Annotated in this window: 14 protein-coding genes; 8 read left to right on the forward strand and 6 right to left on the reverse strand. The window is 35.4% G+C overall.

Annotated elements, in window-relative coordinates:
- The first annotated feature begins 11 nt into the window (after positions 1 to 11).
- The 5 genes from AC51AA_RS07865 (at position 12) to AC51AA_RS07885 (ending at position 7321) form a co-directional block, all read left to right on the forward strand.
- On the forward strand, positions 12 to 470 hold the full coding sequence (locus tag AC51AA_RS07865) for a MarR family winged helix-turn-helix transcriptional regulator (RefSeq protein ID WP_500705413.1): 459 nt from the start codon (positions 12 to 14) through the stop codon (positions 468 to 470).
- Between the two features lie 54 nt (positions 471 to 524).
- The gene (locus AC51AA_RS07870) at positions 525 to 2915 is read left to right on the forward strand and encodes a 3-hydroxyacyl-CoA dehydrogenase/enoyl-CoA hydratase family protein (RefSeq protein ID WP_500705414.1); all 2391 of its coding nucleotides are present in this window, start codon (positions 525 to 527) and stop codon (positions 2913 to 2915) included.
- A gap of 4 nt (positions 2916 to 2919) precedes the next feature.
- The gene (locus AC51AA_RS07875; protein ID WP_500705415.1) at positions 2920 to 4101 is read left to right on the forward strand and encodes a thiolase family protein; all 1182 of its coding nucleotides are present in this window, start codon (positions 2920 to 2922) and stop codon (positions 4099 to 4101) included.
- A gap of 87 nt (positions 4102 to 4188) precedes the next feature.
- On the forward strand, positions 4189 to 5994 hold the full coding sequence (locus tag AC51AA_RS07880) for an acyl-CoA dehydrogenase FadE (RefSeq protein WP_500705416.1): 1806 nt from the start codon (positions 4189 to 4191) through the stop codon (positions 5992 to 5994).
- A 235-nt stretch (positions 5995 to 6229) separates the two neighbouring features.
- Complete coding sequence (locus AC51AA_RS07885; protein ID WP_500705417.1) at positions 6230 to 7321, forward strand: glycoside hydrolase family 18 protein; 1092 nt, start codon at positions 6230 to 6232, stop codon at positions 7319 to 7321.
- Positions 7322 to 7412: 91 nt separating this feature from the next.
- Here the strand turns inward: AC51AA_RS07885 and AC51AA_RS07890 are convergent, their stop codons facing one another.
- On the reverse strand, positions 7413 to 7934 hold the full coding sequence (locus AC51AA_RS07890; protein WP_500705418.1) for a DUF4251 domain-containing protein: 522 nt from the start codon (positions 7932 to 7934) through the stop codon (positions 7413 to 7415).
- 36 nt (positions 7935 to 7970) lie between these two features.
- Positions 7971 to 8411, reverse strand: coding sequence for an META domain-containing protein (locus AC51AA_RS07895; protein ID WP_500705419.1), 441 nt, complete (start codon positions 8409 to 8411; stop codon positions 7971 to 7973).
- A gap of 215 nt (positions 8412 to 8626) precedes the next feature.
- Between AC51AA_RS07895 and AC51AA_RS07900 the strand changes: the two genes are divergently transcribed.
- Positions 8627 to 9154, forward strand: a complete 528-nt coding sequence (locus AC51AA_RS07900; RefSeq protein WP_500705420.1) for a superoxide dismutase family protein — start codon at positions 8627 to 8629, stop codon at positions 9152 to 9154.
- A 107-nt stretch (positions 9155 to 9261) separates the two neighbouring features.
- Entirely contained in the window at positions 9262 to 10464 is a 1203-nt protein-coding gene (locus tag AC51AA_RS07905) for an LETM1-related biofilm-associated protein (RefSeq protein ID WP_500705421.1), read from the forward strand.
- A gap of 37 nt (positions 10465 to 10501) precedes the next feature.
- On the opposite strand, the gene can is transcribed toward AC51AA_RS07905, so the two are convergent.
- From can to AC51AA_RS07925, 4 genes are all read right to left on the reverse strand, one after another.
- The gene (can, locus tag AC51AA_RS07910; RefSeq protein ID WP_500705422.1) at positions 10502 to 11137 is read right to left on the reverse strand and encodes a carbonate dehydratase; all 636 of its coding nucleotides are present in this window, start codon (positions 11135 to 11137) and stop codon (positions 10502 to 10504) included.
- 123 nt (positions 11138 to 11260) lie between these two features.
- Complete coding sequence (locus AC51AA_RS07915) at positions 11261 to 12910, reverse strand: SulP family inorganic anion transporter (protein WP_500705423.1); 1650 nt, start codon at positions 12908 to 12910, stop codon at positions 11261 to 11263.
- A gap of 79 nt (positions 12911 to 12989) precedes the next feature.
- Positions 12990 to 13274, reverse strand: coding sequence for a hypothetical protein (locus AC51AA_RS07920; RefSeq protein WP_500705424.1), 285 nt, complete (start codon positions 13272 to 13274; stop codon positions 12990 to 12992).
- Positions 13275 to 13405: 131 nt separating this feature from the next.
- Positions 13406 to 13885 carry a Dps family protein gene (locus AC51AA_RS07925; protein WP_500705425.1) on the reverse strand — a complete coding sequence of 160 codons (480 nt, stop codon included), beginning with the start codon at positions 13883 to 13885 and terminating at the stop codon, positions 13406 to 13408.
- Positions 13886 to 13993: 108 nt separating this feature from the next.
- Between AC51AA_RS07925 and AC51AA_RS07930 the strand changes: the two genes are divergently transcribed.
- A complete protein-coding gene (locus AC51AA_RS07930) occupies positions 13994 to 14935 on the forward strand; it encodes a LysR substrate-binding domain-containing protein (RefSeq protein WP_500705426.1) in 942 nt (313 codons plus the stop codon).
- Positions 14936 to 14979 lie beyond the last annotated feature (44 nt).

A 14979-nucleotide genomic window follows, 5' to 3' on the forward strand; every position in this document is an offset into this window, starting at 1 on the left:
CAATCTACCAAATGAAAGAAAAAACTATAGATTATATTTTAAGAGCAACCTGGCAAGCAGTATCAAGAATGTACAATGAAGAGGCTGCAAAATATGATGCAACCATGGCAACGGGTTTTGCACTACTGAGTATCGACAAAGAAGAGGGCACTCCATCTACAGCATTAGGTCCCAGAATGGGAATGGAAGCCACTAGCTTAACCAGAACGCTTAAATCTATGGAAGACAAGGGTTTGATTGTTCGCAAAAAAAATCCGACCGATGGACGTGGTGTTTTGATTTACTTGACCGAATTTGGAAAAGAAAAAAGAGAATTATCCAAAAATACTGTTCTGAAATTTAATGAAACCGTTAGAAAACATGTTACAGATGAAAAGCTAAAACATTTTATTGAAGTTTCTGAAATCATAAACGAATTAATTCAGGACAAAAACATATTTAATCAAACAGAGAAACTAGAAAATGAATAACCTATACTTTAATTAAGGAAACTTCAAATTCAAATAAAAAACAAAATATTAACTATGAAACGCACAATTAAAAAAGTTGCTGTAATTGGATCCGGAATTATGGGTTCAGGAATAGCTTGTCATTTTGCCAATATTGGTGTTGAAGTTCTTTTGCTTGACATCGTACCACGTGAGTTGACAGAAGCTGAAACTAAAAAAGGATTAACGCTTGAAAGTAAAGCTGTTCGCAACCGCTTGGTAAACGAGCACTTAGCGAATTCATTAAAATCAAAACCCTCTCCTATCTACAGTCAGAAATTCGCCAGTAGGATTACCACTGGAAACACCACTGATGATATGGCAAAAATTGCCAACGTTGACTGGATCATAGAAGTTGTTGTAGAACGTCTTGATATTAAAAAACTAGTTTTTGAACAGATTGAAAAATTCAGAAAACCAGGTACTTTAGTAACCTCAAACACTTCAGGTATTCCAATTCATTTCATGAGTGAAGGAAGAAGCGAAGATTTTCAACAACATTTCTGCGGTACACACTTTTTTAACCCTGCGCGTTACTTAAAATTATTTGAAATCATTCCTGGTCCAAAAACTTCAACTCAAGTATTGGATTTCTTAAACGAATACGGATCTAAGTTTTTAGGAAAAACTTCGGTTGTTGCTAAAGACACTCCTGCTTTTATCGGAAACAGAATTGGTATTTACGGCATCCAAAGTTTGTTCCATTTGGTTAAAGAAATGGGCCTAACTATTGAAGAAGTTGATAAACTAACTGGTCCAGTAATTGGTCGTCCAAAATCAGCTACTTTCCGTACTGTGGATGTAGTAGGTCTGGATACTTTGGTACACGTTGCCAATGGTATCTATGAAAACTGTCCAACAGACGAGCAACACGAATTGTTCAAACTTCCAGACTTCATCACCAAGATGATGGACAATAATTGGTTGGGAAGTAAAACAGGACAAGGTTTCTACAAAAAAGTAGACAAAGACATCCTTACTCTTGATTTAGACACATTGGAATACCGTGCTGCGAAAAAAGCAAATTTTGCCACACTTGAATTGACTAAAACAATTGACAAACCAATCAATCGTTTTAAAGTTTTGGTAAAAGGAAAAGACAAAGCTGGTGAATTTTACCGCAAAAGTTTTGCTGGAATGTTTGCCTATGTATCCAATAGAATCCCTGAAATATCAGACGAACTATATAAAATTGACGATGCCATGAAGGCTGGTTTTGGATGGGAAAATGGACCTTTCGAAATCTGGGATGCCATTGGTGTGGAAAACGGAATTGAAATCATGAAAGCGGAAGGTTTAGCACCAGCTGCTTGGGTTAACGACATGTTAGCCTCGGGAAGCAAAAGCTTTTATACAGTAAAAGAAGGCGCTACCTATTTCTACAACATTCCAACGAAATCACAAACTAAAGTTCCTGGTCAAGATGCCTTCATTATCCTAAACAACATCCGCGAAAGCAAAAAAGTTTGGAGCAATAGTGGTGCCATCATCCAAGATTTAGGAGACGGAATCTTAAACTTAGAATTCCAATCCAAAATGAACACCATTGGTGGCGATGTACTTCAAGCGATCAATAAAGCCATCGACTTATCTGAAAAAGAATACCAAGGTTTAGTTATTGGTAATCAAGCAGCTAATTTCTCGGTAGGCGCTAATATCGGGATGATTTTCATGATGGCTGTCGAGCAAGAATACGACGAATTGAACATGGCTATCAAAATGTTCCAAGACACCATGATGCGCGTTCGTTACTCTGGCATTCCTGTCGTTGTTGCTCCTCACGGAATGACCTTTGGCGGTGGATGCGAAATGAGCCTACATGCCGATAAGGTTGTAGCTGCAGCAGAAACCTATATGGGACTTGTTGAGTTTGGTGTTGGTGTACTTCCTGGTGGTGGTGGGTCTAAAGAAATGGCTTTAAGAGCTTCTGATTTATTCCGTAAAAACGATGTGGAATTGAATGTGCTTCAAGAATATTTCTTGACTATTGCTATGGCAAAAGTATCTACTTCAGGTTACGAAGCTTTTGACACTGGACTTTTACAACACGGTAAAGATATTATTGTAGTAAACAAAGACCGTCAAATTGCTGAGGCAAAAAAACACGCTTTGTTAATGGCTGAAGCGGGTTATACACAACCAATAAGAAGAACTGATGTAAAAGTATTAGGAAAACAAGCCCTTGGAATGTTCTTAGTAGGAACAGATCAGATGGAAGCTGGAAAATACATCTCTGAGCATGACAAGAAAATTGCTAACAAACTAGCGTATGTGATGGCTGGTGGTGATTTATCTGAAGCGACTTTGGTATCCGAACAATATTTATTAGATATCGAACGTGAGGCTTTCTTATCTCTTTGTACAGAGCGAAAAACATTAGAAAGAATTCAATACATGTTAACCAAAGGGAAACCACTTAGAAACTAAGAAAATGAAAACAGCATATATAGTAAAAGCTTATCGTACTGCGGTAGGAAAAGCACCAAAAGGAGTTTTTAGATTTAAAAGACCTGATGAATTAGCTGCAGAAACCATTCAGTTTATGATGAATGAATTGCCTGATTTTGACAAAAAACGTATTGATGATGTGATGGTAGGAAATGCCATGCCAGAAGCCGAACAAGGTTTAAACGTAGGTCGTTTAATTTCTCTTATGGGATTAAAAATAGAAGATGTTCCTGGTGTAACGGTAAACCGCTATTGCGCTTCTGGATTGGAAACGATCGGAATGGCAACTGCTAAAATCCAATCAGGAATGGCGGATTGTATTATCGCTGGTGGAGCTGAAAGTATGAGTTTTATTCCAATGGGAGGTTACAAACCAACTCCGGATTATAAACTTGCTGCTGCAGGTCACGAAGATTATTACTGGGGAATGGGTTTAACTGCTGAAGCGGTTGCCACTCAATATAAAATTTCAAGAGAAGATCAAGATGAGTTTGCTTATAACTCACATATGAAAGCCTTGAAAGCGCAAGCGGAAGGAAAATTCGACAAACAAATCGTTCCGATTACTGTTGACCAAACTTTCATCAATGAAAATGGTAAAAAAGAAACTAAATCATACGTTGTAAAACAAGACGAAGGTCCAAGAGCTGGAACCTCTGTTGCTGCGTTGTCAGGTTTAAGACCGGTATTTGCTGCTGATGGAAGTGTAACTGCTGGTAACTCCTCTCAAATGAGTGATGGTGCTGCTTTTGTTTTGATCATGAGCGAAGAAATGGTAAAAGAATTAAAACTCGAACCAATCGCAAGATTAGTAAACTTTGCTTCTTCTGGTGTTGAGCCTAGAATCATGGGTATTGGTCCTGTAAAAGCAATTCCAAAAGCCTTAAAACAAGCTGGATTAGCCTTAAAAGACATCGACTTAATTGAATTAAATGAGGCGTTTGCTTCTCAATCTTTAGCGGTAATTCGTGAGTTAGGTTTAAATCCTGATATCGTAAACGTAAACGGTGGAGCTATTGCCTTAGGACATCCTCTGGGTTGTACTGGAGCTAAACTTTCCGTTCAATTATTTGATGAAATGAAACGCAGAGGTAACAAATACGGAATCGTTTCTATGTGTGTAGGAACTGGACAAGGTTCTGCAGGGATTTACGAAGTTCTTTAAAAATAATTATTGGGTCTCTCCTTTCTTGAAATGACAAGATTGGAGAGGCGATTATAAAAATATAAAAACATACAAAAAACAAAAGCAATGGCAGATACAATCGAAAAAAACGTAACCCGTGGTGGTCAGTTTTTAGTAAAAGAAACAAAGTGCGAAGATATCTTTACACCAGAAGATTTTTCGGAAGAGCAATTAATGATGCGTGACTCTGTAAAAGAGTTTGTAGACAAAGAAATTTGGCCTAATAAAAACCGTTTCGAGAAAAAAGATTACGCCTTTACAGAAGAAAGCATGCGTAAAGCAGGTGAATTGGGACTTTTAGGAGTTGCAGTACCTGAAGAATATGGCGGATTAGGAATGGGATTTGTATCTACAATGTTGGTTTGTGACTACATTTCTGGAGCTACAGGTTCGTTCTCAACTGCTTTTGGTGCTCATACAGGAATTGGAACTATGCCAATCACCCTTTATGGAACTGAAGAACAAAAGAAAAAATACGTTCCTAAATTAGCTACTGGCGAATGGTTTGGAGCTTATTGCTTGACTGAGCCAGGTGCTGGTTCTGATGCAAATTCTGGAAAAACTAAAGCCGTTTTATCTGAAGATGGAACGCATTATAAAATTACCGGACAAAAAATGTGGATTTCCAATGCAGGTTTCTGTAGCGTTTTCATCGTTTTTGCCCGTATTGGAGATGATAAAAACATTACAGGTTTCATCGTAGAAAACGATCCATCTAATGGAATTTCTATGAATGAAGAAGAACACAAATTAGGAATTCGTGCTTCCTCTACTCGTCAGGTTTTCTTCAACGAAACAAAAGTGCCTGTTGAAAACATGTTATCTGAAAGAGGTAATGGTTTCAAAATTGCCATGAATGCACTAAACGTAGGTCGTATTAAATTAGCAGCAGCTTGTCTTGATGCACAAAGGAGAGTAACTACAGGAGCCGTTAAATACGCTAACGAAAGAATCCAATTCAATACGGCAATTTCTCAATTTGGAGCCATTCGCTCTAAATTAGCTGAAATGGCTACTTCTTGCTATGCTGGAGAAAGCGCTTCTTACCGTGCTGCAAAAGATATCGAAGATAGAATTATCGCTCGTGAAGCAGAAGGAGCTTCTCATCAAGAAGCAGAATTAAAAGGTGTTGAGGAATACGCTATTGAGTGCTCTATTCTTAAAGTGGCCGTTTCTGAGGATGTTCAGAATTGTGCCGATGAAGGAATACAAGTTTTTGGTGGAATGGGATTCTCTGAAGATACACCAATGGAAAGTGCTTGGAGAGATGCCAGAATAGCGCGTATCTACGAAGGTACTAACGAAATTAATAGAATGCTTTCTGTTGGAATGTTAATCAAAAAAGCCATGAAAGGTCACGTTGATTTATTAGGACCAGCAATGAAAGTATCCGAAGAACTAATGGGTATCCCTTCTTTTGACACTCCTGATTTCTCTGAATTATTTGCAGAGGAAAAAGGTATTATTGCCAACTTGAAAAAAGTATTCTTAATGGTTGCCGGAAGTGCTGTACAAAAATATGGTCCAGACTTAGATGCACACCAACAATTATTAATGGCTGCGTCTGATATTTTAATTGAAATATACATGGCCGAAAGTACTATTCTTAGAACTGAAAAATTAGCCAAAAAAGAAGGTGAAGCCAAAGTGCAGGAGCAAATTGCCATGGCAAAATTATACTTGTATAAAGCAGTAGACATTGTAAATCAAAAAGGAAAAGAAGGTATTATCTCTTTTGCTGAAGGAGATGAACAACGTATGATGTTAATGGGATTACGTCGTTTTACAAAATACACCAATATGCCTAATGTAGTGGCACTAAGAGAAACGATTACTTCAAAATTAGTTGCAGAAAACCAATACTGCTTCTAAGATCACAATAGTTTTTAGCTTTTAATTTGTTTAAACCCGCACTAATCCGAAACAGTGCGGGTTTATTTTTTGCTATCCTTTCCTAAAAATAAACCACATCGAATTTAAAGCCCCTCCAGCACCACTTCTATTTCAGAAAACCTCCTCTGCTTTTTTCTTCATGATTTTACGTCTTTAGTGAAATTTAATTTTGAATGTTTTATATTTAGCACTCAAAAAAACTAAAAAACTAAAAATGAAACAAGTTAACCTCATTGCCTTATTTTTACTCTGCCTCTGTACCACAGCTACCTTTGCACAAAAAAATAAAAAAATGGATATTATCGCCTATTACACTGGCCATGACAAGCTGATCAATGAATATGAAGTAAATAAATTGGACCAGATTATCTTTAGCTTTTGCCATTTAAGAGAGGGTAAACTAAGTGTCGATTCTCCTAAAGATTCGATTACTATCAAACATTTGGTTTCTTTAAAAACGAAAAATCCACAACTAAAGATAGTCTTATCTCTTGGTGGCTGGGGAGGTTGCGCACCTTGTTCCGCAGCATTTTCTACAGCTGAAGGAAGACTAACCTTTGCCAAATCTGTAAAGGAAATAAATGATTATTTTAAAACAGACGGTATAGATTTAGATTGGGAATATCCCGCCATTGAAGGACTTCCTGGTCATTTGTATCAAGGGGCTGACAAGAAAAACTTTACTGAATTGATCAAAATTCTACGCCTAACCTTAGGAAAAAAACACCAAATCAGCTTTGCTGCTGGAGGATTCCAACAATTTTTAGATGAATCTATTGAGTGGAAAATAGTAATGCCTTTAGTGAATCGTGTCAATATCATGAGTTACGATTTGGTAAATGGTTATTCAAAAGTAACAGGGCACCAAGCTCCTTTATATAGTGGAACGGCTGACGCACAGTCTGCAGATAGAGCCGTAACTTATTTACTAAACTTAGGCATACCAGCCGAAAAATTGGTTATTGGTGGTGCATTTTACACCCGTACCTGGGAAAATGTTGCCAATGTAAACAATGGTTTGTACCAGCCTGGAGTACATGTCCAAGGAGTGTCATTTAACCAATATGCTACTACCTTTACAGCCGCTAATGGTTGGAAATACTTTTGGGATGATAAAGCCAAAGCTGGATATTGGTATAACGAAAAACAACAAAAATTTGCTACTGGAGATGATCTTGCTTCAATAAAAGCCAAAACAGCATATGTGAAATCTAAAAAATTAGGCGGAATCATGTTTTGGGAACTTCCATTAGACACCCCACGCAACGGCATGGTAGGTGCTATTTACGAAGTGAAAAATAACTAACTAGACAACATCCCAATACCATATAAAAAAAGGCAATTATTGAAAAATAATTGCCTTTTTTGTATCCATTGAATAGCTCTATTAAAAACTATTACTTTTTATCTTCTAGTTTTTTTGGCGCTCTAATCACGCCATCATACGAAATTGACGCTCTGTTGTTGCTACTGATCGAAAGTGAAGTACTTCCATTGAAAAAAACAGAAAATAAAAGATTAAATACATCATCCTTTCCCTTTACGGTCGCTCTTATAATGTACGATTTCTTCTTTTTTTCCACCTGTACATTCTCGGGCTTACCCTCAAATTTAATTCCACCATCTCCTCCATAAGGAGCACTAAAAGCCCTTCCAAAAAAAGGCAATTCAGCAGTTGCTTTTTCTGCTGTAAAGTTCACGAAGTAACTATTGTGATCCAATAATATAAATCGATACCCGAGAGGAATTGCTTTCTCAGCATCAAAAACAAAATTTCTTGATTCAATTAATGCTTCAATTTCTTTTTGCTTCTGAAGGGCCGCTGCTGCCTTTACTTCCTTCTTGGTAAGTTGTTGCGCCAAAACTGGGGCACTTAAAAAACAACATAACATCACTACTATTGCCCATTTAATTTTCATACAATACGTCTTTTAAAAGTTTAACAAACTACCGCCTTATTTTTTCTCAAATCGCATCATGGCAATATCACCAGAAATGAGATTCAAAGTTTTTCCATCCTTACTAACACTATAGGAAGTGATCTTTTCGATGGTACTCATAAAAACGTGTTCTCCTTGGTTGTCCTCACACATCATTCTGGTGGTGGCTAATCCATTTCTAAAATTAATCATATGTCCCTCAACATTTAATTTTCCAGTAAAGGAATTACAACTATTATTTCCCGAAACCCTACTCTCTTTAACATCAAAGACAATAGTGGGCTTTACATTGGGATACAAACCATCAAAAGCGATTCTTGGCCCTGTTATATAATTTAACTCCCAAGAACCATTAAGACGGGCAACAGCCTCTGCACCTGTCGATTTATGCCCTGTAGCATTACATGAAAATAAAAGAATTCCCAAAACTGCGAAGACGGCTATTTTTTTTATCATAATCCGAAGTTTTACGCCTTTAACCATTTACCAATGACTATTTTAGCATTATTTAATCCCTAAATACACACAACGAATTTAAGGAATATTTCAGCCATTTTAGTCAATTTAAGCTTATTTTTAACCCAATCCTTTTGGCTTTTTTAACTTTGGGATGGTTTTCTTTCCATAATTTTGAACTAACTTTACTTTACTTTAAAATAAAAACACAAATTATGAAAAAAATACTTCTATCTCTGGTGGTCATTGCAGCCGTTATTATTGGGTGTAAAACAAAGAACAACACAGATGATTCTAAAAAATTGACCATTACACTCGAACCAAAAAGCAACAGTACCGTTAGTGGAACGGCTACCTTTACAGAAAAAAATGGAAAAGTAACCTTTGTTGCAAAAATGAGTGGTTTACAACCAGGAGTTCATGCCATACACATACATGAAAAATCAGATTGTACAGCCGCGGACGGAAGTTCTGCTGGAGGACACTGGAACCCTACTTTTAAAAAGCATGGGAAATGGGGTTCTGCCGAATACCATAAAGGAGATATTGGAAACTTTACTGCTGATGAAAAAGGTAACGGAACCATCACCTTAACTACAGACCAATGGAGTATTGGTGGCGATGATGAAACCAAAAACATTTTAGGAAAAGGCTTAATAGTACATCAAGGATCCGATGATTTTACCACACAGCCTACTGGGAATGCAGGCGGTAGAGTTGCTTGTGCAGGTATCATTAAGTAATCCAAACAATAACCACTAGATTTTCACAAAATCTAGTGGTTATTTCATTTAAAGTTAATCCTTAGACAAGAAAAAAGATATAGCTTTGCACCTATAAATTAAAGTTAATGATTAACCCATCGGCACCAGGTTGGATAGCTAAGTTTTTTAGTGAACAAAAGTTCTCCGAGTCCATTCCTTTTGAGACTACAGATTCCTTTTACTACAAAGTAAGAGAAACTGGTTTTATATACGGTCACATTATAGCCATTGACACACAAATCCCAATTCCCATAAAAGGTTGGTTTAAAACTGAAATTTCTAAAGTAGCTTTATTAAATACTTTATACAATGTTTTTTGTCTAGAAAAAAGAAGTTCTGAACCCGACAATTTCATCTCTGAAGTTTTGAAGTTTTACAAGGAAATGAATCCCGAAGGCTTTAATATATTCAAAATTTTGCTCCCTAAAGACAGCCCTTCTTTGTCTTTAGAAAACATAATTGATCAGAGGGTACAGACCAACGACAGTATAATCAGTAAAAACTTTTCACATTTAGTAACCAATTCTTTATTGTTTATTGATGTTTTGGCATTTAGACAATACTTAGTTCACGGTGCTATTCCAGAAAAATATTTAAAACGAATCGAAGAAACCGTTTTGGGTATCGTCGCTTTAGCTTTAAAAACCAAAACCATCAAATCGCAGCATGATGATCTATTAATTAAACTCTTTGAAGCTTCTATTCGTTATTCTAAATTTTCCAAAGTAACGGTCGATACTTTAGAAACCTTACGTTTGGATTATTTCAGTAATACCCTTGAGCAATACTATTTAATTGATATGGCTGGAATGGCTTTATGGAGTGATGGTGTTGTAGAAAACGACGAAGCGTATTTTTTACATTCACTTGCCGCCATGATGGGGGTTTCAGATGATTTTGTTAGTAAAAGCATATCGACAACCAATACTTTCATTACCACACATAAAAAGAAAATCCCTTACTTCAACTATTCGAATCCCGTAAAGCATTTCTATGATCAGATGACCCATAGCGTTGTAAAATTGATTGTAAGAAACAAAAATAGATTAATTAAGGAAATCATTCAAAGCAAAGAGTTAATGCTTCTATTGGCTTATTCTACCCGTAGAGATTTGGATGCAAAAGAAAAGAAAAAAGTAAAAAAGCAACTCTTAGATATTTGCAAAACCATTCCTTCGCTGACTATCTTTCTATTGCCTGGTGGCAGTTTACTATTGCCTATTTTAATAAAATTCATCCCTACTTTATTACCATCGGCTTTCAATGAAAATCTAGATGAAAATGAATAAAAAAAATCGCCCTAAAATTTAGGGCGATTTTTTTATACTACAAGTCTAATTGATAAACTTCGTCTAGTTCTTCATTCGAACTAATGTTTACATTTAAATCGGTTACAAAACCAGAATTCAATCCGTAAACCCATCCGTGAAGCATTAAATCTTGACCGTTTTTCCAAGCTCCTTGTACAATTGACGTTTTGGCCAGATTATACACTTGCTCTTTGGCATTAATTTCAACAAAAGCATTAAAACGCTCTGTCTCATCCTGAATCGAATTCAGATATTTATCATGTAAACGGTATTCATCTTTAATATGACGAATCCAGTTATCAATAATTCCAACAGATTGATTCCCCATAGCGGCTTTTACACCACCACAACCGTAATGTCCACAAACAATTACGTGTTTCACTTTTAATACATTCACTGCATAATCTAAAACACTCAACATATTCATATCAGAGTGCACGACCATGTTAGCAATATTACGATGTACAAAAACCTCACCTGGTTTAGCACCAATAATTTCGTTTGCCGGCACACGGCTATCAGAGCATCCAATCCACAACAAAGGTGGCGTTTGTCCTTTAGCTAAATCCGCGAAATAATTAGGGTCTAATGCTAATGATTTTTCAACCCACTCTTTATTATTTTCTAATAGTTTTTGATAAAACTCTCTCATTTTATTTCTTTTTTTATTGGCATTTTGACCTGTCATAAAAGATCAAGATCAACTCTACTGTAAAGTTATGCAAATTTTGAAACTTCCGACACTTCAAAAATACCTTAGTTTATTAATTTATTTTTAAAGTTCAGTTTTTGTTGTTTCTTTTTTAACCATTGTTCTCTTGGCCACATCATAATAATGCTCAATAGAAACATGGTTATTTGTCTCTGGAGAGTTTTCTAACTCATAGACATCCTTAAACCCTTTTAGTTTTACTTTGATATTATCATCAACAGCACGCGTTTCTTTAAACTCACGAATTAAGTCCAGTACATCATGTGCAATATATTCTGTATCGTGAGCATTAATGATCACTTTAGAATTTTCTGGAATTTCATTTAATGTCAATTTAATAGCTGCTTTATTCAAGAATGAAACTTCTTGTGCCAAATCGATATGGATAACATCTCCGTCTTCGTATTCTTCTTTTTTAAAGCTATAGGCTCTTTTTAAGTTTCCTCTCAATACGAATATAACACTGATCACAATTCCTAAAGCAACACCTTTAAGTAAATCTGTTGTTACTACAAATACTAGAGTAGCTACAAAAGGAATAAACTGATACTTTCCTTTTTCCCAAAAATGTTTAAATGTTGCTGGTTTAGCTAACTTATATCCTACCAAAATTAAAACTGTAGCTAAAGTTGCCAACGGGATTTTGTTTAATAGGGCTGGAATAGCCAAAACACTTAATAACAATAAAACACCGTGAATAATAGCAGACATTTTAGATTTTGCTCCTGCATTATTATTAGCAGAAGATCTTACTACAACCGAGGTCATTGGTAAACCACCTAAAAGTGAACTAACAATATTACCAATTCCTTGTGCTTTAAGTTCCACATTGGTATTGGTATAACGTTTTTGCACGTCCATTCTATCGGCAGCCTCAATACATAATAATGTTTCAATAGAAGCTACAATGGCAATTGTAATAGCAACAACCCAAACTTGTGGATTAGTAACCGCAGCAAAATTTGGTGTAACTAAAATAGATTTAAACTCATCAAAAGAAGTTGGAACTGGCAATGAAACCAAATGTTCTTTTGCAATAGCCAATGAGCTTCCTGTGGCGATAAAAAATTCATTTAAAGCAATCCCTAAAATAACAGCAACAAGTGCTCCTGGAACTAGTTTTAATTTCTTTAAAAAAGAAACTTTATCCCATGAAATCAAGATCACTAGTGACACTAAAGAAATCACTACTGCCCCTAAATGAATGTGATTAAAAATATCAAATAAAGACGACAATGAATTGCTACCGTCATTTTGAACAAAAGCTTGATCACCTTCAAAATCAGCATCATAACCAAAGGCATGAGGCAATTGTTTTAAGATGATTATAATACCGATACCGGCCAACATTCCTTCAATAACATTGGTTGGGAAGTAATTTGAAATACTTCCAGCTTTTAGAAAGCCTAAACCTAATTGAATTAATCCTGCTATAAAAACAGCCAATAAGAACACGTCAAAAGCACCGAAATCAGTAATAGCGGTTAAAATAATTGCTGTTAACCCAGCAGCTGGACCTGAAACACTAATATGTGATTGGCTCAAATACCCTACCACAATACCCCCGATAACACCTGAGATAATTCCAGAAAATAAAGGGGCACCTGAAGCCATTGCAATACCTAAACACAATGGAAGAGCCACCAAGAAAACCACTAAACCTGAAGCAAAATCAGATTTAAGGTTGGCAAAAAGATTGATTTTTTTTGTCATAATACAATACTAAAAAAATTATACATTAAAGTTTACCGCATTTATTCAAATGCAGTGTAATTCAAAATAATCGGAAGTATTATACCAAGTTGGGGGGAGGAGCAAATATGCTCGGTGAAATATTATCTAGTTTGACAATATTACCAGACAATATAATCTTAGATTCAGCAAAAACTGGAATAACCAATTCATGTTGAAGTATAGCTGGTTTGACAGCTGCTTTAAGTTCTTTGTGAGAATGTTCCTCTTCCGAGAAACTAAAATTTACAGATGTATCACTACCTTTCTTAATCAACGTAATAATCGTAGGCGCTGATAAGAATGTAATAAATATAAATAATAATATGCGAGCTGTAAATTTCATTGCGACAAAAATAGTTTTTAACAACTAAAATCAAAGCGTTAAGCTAAAAATTTCATAGAAATTTAACATTTATACAAAACAGAATGGTCCAAATGGACCATTCTGTTTCTATATATCTATAAAAGAGAATTTTACAATTCTTCTTCCAACCAAGCTCTCATCATCCAGATGGTCTTTTCTTGCTCTGCAATAAAATCACTCATCATAGAATTGGTTCCTTCATCATTAATTTCTGCTGATTGGTTCAAAATTTCTCTTTCGATTTTCAATAGATCGGACAAAGAGTGCACAATCAATTGTACCGCTTTTTCATCATTTGAGATGTTTTTTCCCACCGCCAATTTATTGTTTTTGATGTAATCTTCAAAAGTATGCAATGGTGTTCCGCCTATAGTTAAAACCCTTTCTGCAATCATATCGATCTTTAACTGTGCATCGGTATACAATTCTTCAAATTTTACATGTAAATCAAAGAAGCGTTTCCCTCTAATATTCCAATGAATACCTCTCAAATTTTGATAATACACCTGAAAATTGGCTAATAAAACATTTAACTCTTTTACTAATAACTCTGACTCTTTCACAGGTAATCCTAAAATATTTGTTTTCATAGTTTTCTATTTTACAGTAAGTTTACTACAAATTTAAAATAAGTTGTCCCTAAATCATATAAAAAAAAATTATATTTTCTTATTTTTGTATCAAAAAATACTATCAAAATGACGATTACTCAACTACAATACGTGTTAGCCGTTGCCGAACATAAAAACTTTACACTTGCCGCCGAGAAATGCTTCGTGACTCAGCCCACTTTAAGCATGCAGATTCAAAAAATTGAAGAAGAACTTAGTATTCTAATTTTTGATAGATCCAAAAAACCTATCCAACTTACTGATATTGGTCAAAAGATTGTTAATCAAGCCAAAAACATAGTAAATGAAGCCGATAGGATTAAAGACATCGTAGAGCAGCAAAAAGGTTTTATTGGAGGTGAATTCCGATTAGGAATTATCCCAACGATTATGCCTACACTACTGCCGATGTTTTTAAACAACTTCATCAAAAGATACCCAAAAGTAAAACTCTTAATCGAAGAGCTCAACACAGATGAAATCATCCTAAAATTAAAAAACGGTCATTTGGATGCCGCTATTGCAGCCACTCCTTTAGAAGATGATAAAATAAAAGAGATCGTTTTGTATTTTGAACCTTTTGTAGCTTACATACCCGAACAACATGCTAATTTCCAAAAAGAAGAAATTGAAGTAGCTGATTTAAACATTAACGAAATTTTACTTTTACAAGATGGTCATTGTTTTAGAGATGGGATTTTAAACCTGTGTAAAAATGGTTCTGATGTGGATCAAAATAATTTTCAGTTGCAAAGCGGAAGTTTTGAAACATTGATCAAATTAGCAGATGAAGGTTTAGGTACTACCCTACTTCCCTACTTACATACTTTGGATTTAAAGGATAGCGACAAATTAAAACTACGCAACTTTAAGGAACCTAAACCTGCTAGAGAAGTGAGTTTAATCTACCCTAAGAGCGAATTAAAAATACAAATCATTGATGCGCTTAGATCAACTATCGCTGGCGTGGTTAAAGGTGCTATTGTATTTCAGAACGTTCAAATTATTAGCCCCCTACAAAAGAAGTAAAACAAAAGAAATATACATACCCTTGGGTAGTCCTGAAAGCTGTC

The organism is Flavobacterium sp. OHVDL-2026-0007 (assembly GCF_059882335.1).

Coding starts and splice junctions, on each gene's coding strand:
- AC51AA_RS07865 (WP_500705413.1), top strand. CDS start 12: ATGAAAGAAAAAACTATAGATTATATTTTAAGAGCAACCTGGCAAGCA.
- AC51AA_RS07895 (WP_500705419.1), bottom strand. CDS start 8,411: ATGATAAAAAAAATAGCCGTCTTCGCAGTTTTGGGAATTCTTTTATTT.
- AC51AA_RS07870 (WP_500705414.1), top strand. CDS start 525: ATGAAACGCACAATTAAAAAAGTTGCTGTAATTGGATCCGGAATTATG.
- AC51AA_RS07890 (WP_500705418.1), bottom strand. CDS start 7,934: ATGAAAATTAAATGGGCAATAGTAGTGATGTTATGTTGTTTTTTAAGT.
- AC51AA_RS07900 (WP_500705420.1), top strand. CDS start 8,627: ATGAAAAAAATACTTCTATCTCTGGTGGTCATTGCAGCCGTTATTATT.
- AC51AA_RS07925 (WP_500705425.1), bottom strand. CDS start 13,885: ATGAAAACAAATATTTTAGGATTACCTGTGAAAGAGTCAGAGTTATTA.
- AC51AA_RS07885 (WP_500705417.1), top strand. CDS start 6,230: ATGAAACAAGTTAACCTCATTGCCTTATTTTTACTCTGCCTCTGTACC.
- AC51AA_RS07875 (WP_500705415.1), top strand. CDS start 2,920: ATGAAAACAGCATATATAGTAAAAGCTTATCGTACTGCGGTAGGAAAA.
- can (WP_500705422.1), bottom strand. CDS start 11,137: ATGAGAGAGTTTTATCAAAAACTATTAGAAAATAATAAAGAGTGGGTT.
- AC51AA_RS07880 (WP_500705416.1), top strand. CDS start 4,189: ATGGCAGATACAATCGAAAAAAACGTAACCCGTGGTGGTCAGTTTTTA.
- AC51AA_RS07905 (WP_500705421.1), top strand. CDS start 9,262: ATGATTAACCCATCGGCACCAGGTTGGATAGCTAAGTTTTTTAGTGAA.
- AC51AA_RS07920 (WP_500705424.1), bottom strand. CDS start 13,274: ATGAAATTTACAGCTCGCATATTATTATTTATATTTATTACATTCTTA.
- AC51AA_RS07915 (WP_500705423.1), bottom strand. CDS start 12,910: ATGACAAAAAAAATCAATCTTTTTGCCAACCTTAAATCTGATTTTGCT.
- AC51AA_RS07930 (WP_500705426.1), top strand. CDS start 13,994: ATGACGATTACTCAACTACAATACGTGTTAGCCGTTGCCGAACATAAA.